Genomic DNA, 382 nt, shown 5'->3' with positions numbered 1-382 from the left:
GAGAACGAAGAACTCGAAGCCATGGTGCGCACGGCAACCGCCGCCCTGCACGAAGCCCGGGCGACGGCGGCCGCGGCACACAACGACAACCGTTCGCTCCATGGCCAGCACCAGCTGCCGGGGCAGCGGTCTGGACCGGGCAGTCACGCCGAACTCGAGCGGCGGCATGCGCTCGTGGTGCGTGCGGTGCAGCACCTGAGCGAGCAGCTGCGCGGCGTCTCCCGGCAGCTGGCCGAGGCCCGGGCAGAACTCATCCGCCGGGACGGAGATCTGGCGCGCCTCGTGCAAGCGCACGCCCAGGAGATCGCTTCGCTGCGCGCTGACCGCGTCCTGGCCGAGGCTGACACCGTGGTGAGTATGGCCCTGCAGCACCTGGACCCCA

General features: G+C 71.2%; 1 protein-coding gene. It reads left to right on the top strand.

Going from position 1 to position 382, the window contains the following annotated elements:
• A partial coding sequence (locus EHS43_RS47000) for a hypothetical protein (protein WP_185806697.1) occupies positions 1-382 on the top strand: 382 nt, incomplete at both ends.

It is taken from the genome of Streptomyces sp. RP5T (assembly GCF_003933965.1).
In the GTDB taxonomy this organism is placed as follows: domain Bacteria; phylum Actinomycetota; class Actinomycetes; order Streptomycetales; family Streptomycetaceae; genus Streptomyces.
The sequence above is the reverse complement of the archived record's forward strand: the minus strand, read 5'-3'. Positions and strand labels throughout refer to the sequence as shown.